The following is a 4,037-nucleotide window of genomic DNA, read 5'->3' on the forward strand; positions in this document are numbered from 1 at the left end:
CTAAGTTTCGACCCGTCACTGGTAAATTCTGGCGCATAAGAACCTCAAGGGTTGGCTGTTTTATTTTATTGTTTTCGGCATTAAGCCCAATTTCTTGAGCGTTACGATAAAGCTAGCATGGAAACGATAGGTGCAAGCAAGTTAAGGGTTGCATCGCGCATGTCAATCTAGGCTATACCCTAACTTGATGTCAGGCAGGGCCGCGCCGCTTCGTCAGAATAGAGTCTGCTTTCCCATTTTTTGACACATGCCCGCGAAGGTTATAGATTTCAGCCTGACAGAAATGGGCTTTGAGGCACAACGGAACAGAAAGTGCACTTAAGCCGCCTTCAACCAAGGAGACATCGTGCAGGGGCACCGCATCGGCTACGTCCGGGTCAGCAGCTTTGACCAGAACCCGGAACGCCAGCTGGAACAAACCCAGGTGAGCAAGGTGTTCACCGACAAGGCATCGGGCAAGGACACCCAGCGCCCCCAGCTCGAAGCGCTGCTGAGCTTCGTCCGCGAAGGCGATACAGTGGTGGTGCACAGCATGGATCGGCTGGCCCGCAACCTCGATGACCTGCGTCGCTTGGTACAGAAGCTGACTCAGCGCGGCGTGCGCATCGAGTTCCTGAAGGAGGGCCTGGTGTTCACTGGCGAGGACTCGCCGATGGCCAACCTGATGCTGTCGGTGATGGGGGCCTTCGCTGAGTTCGAGCGCGCCCTGATCCGCGAGCGGCAGCGTGAGGGCATCGCCTTGGCCAAGCAGCGTGGCGCGTACCGGGGCCGCAAGAAAGCCCTGTCCGATGAGCAGGCTGCTACCCTGCGGCAGCGAGCGACGGCCGGCGAGCCCAAGGCGCAGCTTGCCCGCGAGTTCAACATCAGCCGGGAAACCCTCTACCAGTACCTCCGCACGGACGACTGACACATGCCGCGTCGCTTGATCCTCTCGGCCACGGAGCGGGACACCCTGCTTGCGCTGCCGGAAAGCCAGGATGACCTGATCCGCTACTACACCTTCAACGACTCCGACCTGTCGCTGATCCGCCAGCGACGCGGCGACGCCAACCGCCTCGGCTTCGCCGTGCAGCTCTGCCTGCTGCGCTACCCCGGTTACGCGCTGGGAACCGACAGCGAGCTGCCCGAGCCGGTCATCCTGTGGGTGGCGAAGCAAGTCCAGGCCGAGCCGGCGAGCTGGGCAAAGTACGGCGAGCGCGACGTGACCCGTCGCGAGCATGCCCAGGAACTGCGCACCTACCTGCAACTGGCCCCGTTCGGCCTGTCCGACTTCCGCGCCCTGGTGCGCGAGCTAACCGAGCTGGCCCAGCAGACCGACAAAGGCTTGCTGCTGGCCGGTCAGGCCCTGGAGAGCCTACGGCAGAAACGACGCATCCTGCCGGCGCTGAGCGTGATTGACCGGGCCTGCTCGGAAGCCATTGCGCGAGCCAATCGGCGGGTCTACCGCGCCCTGGTCGAACCACTCACGGACTCGCATCGGGCCAAGCTGGACGAGCTGTTGAAGCTCAAGGCCGGCAGCAGCATCACCTGGTTGACCTGGCTGCGCCAGGCACCGCTGAAACCCAACTCTCGGCACATGCTGGAACACATCGAGCGGCTGAAGACATTTCAGTTGGTGGACTTGCCCGAAGGCCTGGGCCGGCACATCCACCAGAACCGCCTGCTCAAGCTGGCCCGCGAGGGTGGGCAGATGACGCCCAAAGACCTCGGTAAGTTCGAGCCGCAGCGCCGCTACGCGACCCTGGCCGCCGTGGTGCTGGAGAGCACCGCGACCGTGATCGATGAGCTGGTCGATCTGCATGACCGCATCCTGGTCAAGCTGTTCAGCGGCGCGAAGCACAAGCATCAGCAGCAGTTCCAGAAGCAGGGCAAGGCGATCAACGACAAGGTGCGCCTGTACTCCAGGATCGGCCAGGCGCTGCTGGAAGCGAAGGAAAGCGGCAGCGACCCCTATGCCGCCATCGAGGCGGTGATTCCCTGGGACGAGTTCACCGAGAGCGTCAGCGAGGCCGAGCTGCTGGCCCGGCCGGAAGGCTTCGACCACCTGCACCTGGTCGGCGAGAACTTCGCCACCCTGCGCCGTTACACGCCGGCCTTGCTGGAGGTGCTGGAACTGCGCGCCGCGCCGGCCGCGCAAGGCGTGCTGGCAGCCGTGCAGACCCTGCGTGAGATGAACGCCGACAACCTGCGCAAGGTGCCGGCCGATGCACCCACGGCCTTCATCAAGCCGCGCTGGAAGCCGCTGGTGATCACCCCGGAAGGCCTCGACCGGAAATTCTACGAAATCTGCGCCCTGTCCGAGCTGAAGAACGCCCTGCGCTCCGGCGACATCTGGGTCAAGGGCTCGCGGCAGTTCCGCGACTTCGACGACTACCTGCTGCCGGCCGAGAAGTTCGCCGCACTCAAGCGCGAGCAGGCCCTGCCCCTGGCGATCAACCCGAACAGCGACCAGTACCTGGAAGAGCGTTTGCAGCTGCTGGACGAGCAGTTGGCCACCGTCACCCGCCTGGCCAAGGACAACGAGCTGCCCGATGCCATCCTCACCGAGTCAGGGCTGAAAATCACCCCGCTGGATGCGGCGGTGCCGGATCGGGCGCAGGCGCTGATCGACCAAACCAGCCAGTTACTGCCGCGCATCAAGATCACCGAACTGCTGATGGACGTGGACGACTGGACGGGCTTCAGCCGCCACTTCACCCACTTGAAGGACGGGGCCGAGGCCAAAGACAGGACGTTGCTGCTGTCCGCAATCCTCGGTGATGCGATCAACCTCGGGCTGACCAAGATGGCCGAGTCGAGCCCCGGCCTGACCTACGCCAAGCTGTCCTGGCTGCAAGCCTGGCACATCCGCGACGAAACCTATTCGGCGGCCTTGGCCGAGCTGGTCAACCACCAGTATCGCCACGCCTTTGCCGCCCACTGGGGCGACGGCACGACCTCATCCTCCGATGGCCAGCGCTTCCGCGCGGGTGGCCGGGGCGAGAGCACCGGGCACGTCAACCCGAAGTACGGTAGCGAGCCGGGACGGCTGTTCTATACCCATATCTCCGACCAGTACGCGCCGTTCAGCACCCGCGTGGTGAATGTCGGCGTCCGCGATTCCACCTATGTGCTCGACGGCCTGCTGTACCACGAGTCCGACCTGCGGATCGAGGAGCACTACACCGACACGGCCGGCTTCACCGATCACGTCTTTGCCCTGATGCACCTGCTAGGCTTCCGCTTCGCGCCGCGCATCCGCGACCTCGGCGAAACCAAGCTGTACGTGCCGCAGGGCGTGCAAGCCTACCCGACGTTGCGCCCGCTGATCGGCGGCACCCTGAACATCAAGCACGTGCGTGCCCACTGGGACGACATCCTGCGCCTGGCCAGCTCGATCAAGCAGGGCACCGTCACCGCCTCGCTGATGCTGCGCAAGCTCGGCAGCTACCCGCGCCAGAACGGACTGGCCGTGGCCCTGCGCGAGCTGGGCCGGATCGAGCGCACGCTGTTCATCCTGGACTGGCTGCAAAGTGTTGAACTGCGCCGCCGCGTGCATGCCGGCCTGAACAAAGGTGAGGCGCGCAACTCGCTGGCCAGGGCGGTGTTCTTCAACCGCCTTGGGGAAATCAGGGATCGGAGCTTCGAGCAGCAGCGCTACCGGGCCAGCGGCCTCAACCTGGTGACGGCGGCTATCGTGCTGTGGAACACGGTGTACCTGGAACGCGCCACCCAGGGGTTGGTCGAGGCCGGCAAGCCGGTGGACGGCGAGCTGCTGCAATTCCTGTCGCCGCTGGGCTGGGAGCACATCAACCTAACCGGCGATTACGTCTGGCGGCAGAGCCGCAGACTGGAAGACGGGAAGTTTCGGCCCTTACGGATGCCCGGAAAACCTTAGCGTACGATTTTTTCCGAATTCTGCGGGCTCCCCATCATGGATGCCGAGCGAACCCGCGTCCTGTGGGTGGGGCACGGCAACAGCCGGGCCGCTATCCGTCCCTTCTTCGAGCAGCTCGGCGAGCGATGCCAGCAGATTGAAGCGGTGGCGATGGACATGA

The 4,037-nt window shown here is 64.1% G+C and carries 2 protein-coding genes and 1 pseudogene; all 3 read left to right on the forward strand.

Annotation, left to right across the window (positions count from 1 at the left end; genetic code table 11):
- The first annotated feature begins 346 nt into the window (after positions 1-346).
- Positions 347-907, forward strand: coding sequence for a recombinase family protein (locus C3418_RS22950; RefSeq protein ID WP_001161490.1), 561 nt, complete (start codon positions 347-349; stop codon positions 905-907).
- A 3-nt stretch (positions 908-910) separates the two neighbouring features.
- Positions 911-3,877 (forward strand): Tn3-like element TnAs1 family transposase, encoded by a 2,967-nt coding sequence (locus C3418_RS22955; protein WP_001138014.1) that lies wholly within the window; start codon positions 911-913, stop codon positions 3,875-3,877.
- Between the two features lie 33 nt (positions 3,878-3,910).
- A pseudogene (locus C3418_RS22960) lies at positions 3,911-4,037 on the forward strand (transposase); the annotation flags it as partial.

The organism is Aeromonas sp. ASNIH8 (assembly GCF_002919855.1).
Classification (GTDB): Bacteria; Pseudomonadota; Gammaproteobacteria; order Enterobacterales; family Aeromonadaceae; genus Aeromonas; species Aeromonas caviae.

Excerpts from the sequence above, each read along its gene's own strand:
- C3418_RS22955 (WP_001138014.1), top strand. The coding sequence starts at position 911 with ATGCCGCGTCGCTTGATCCTCTCGGCCACGGAGCGGGACACCCTGCTT.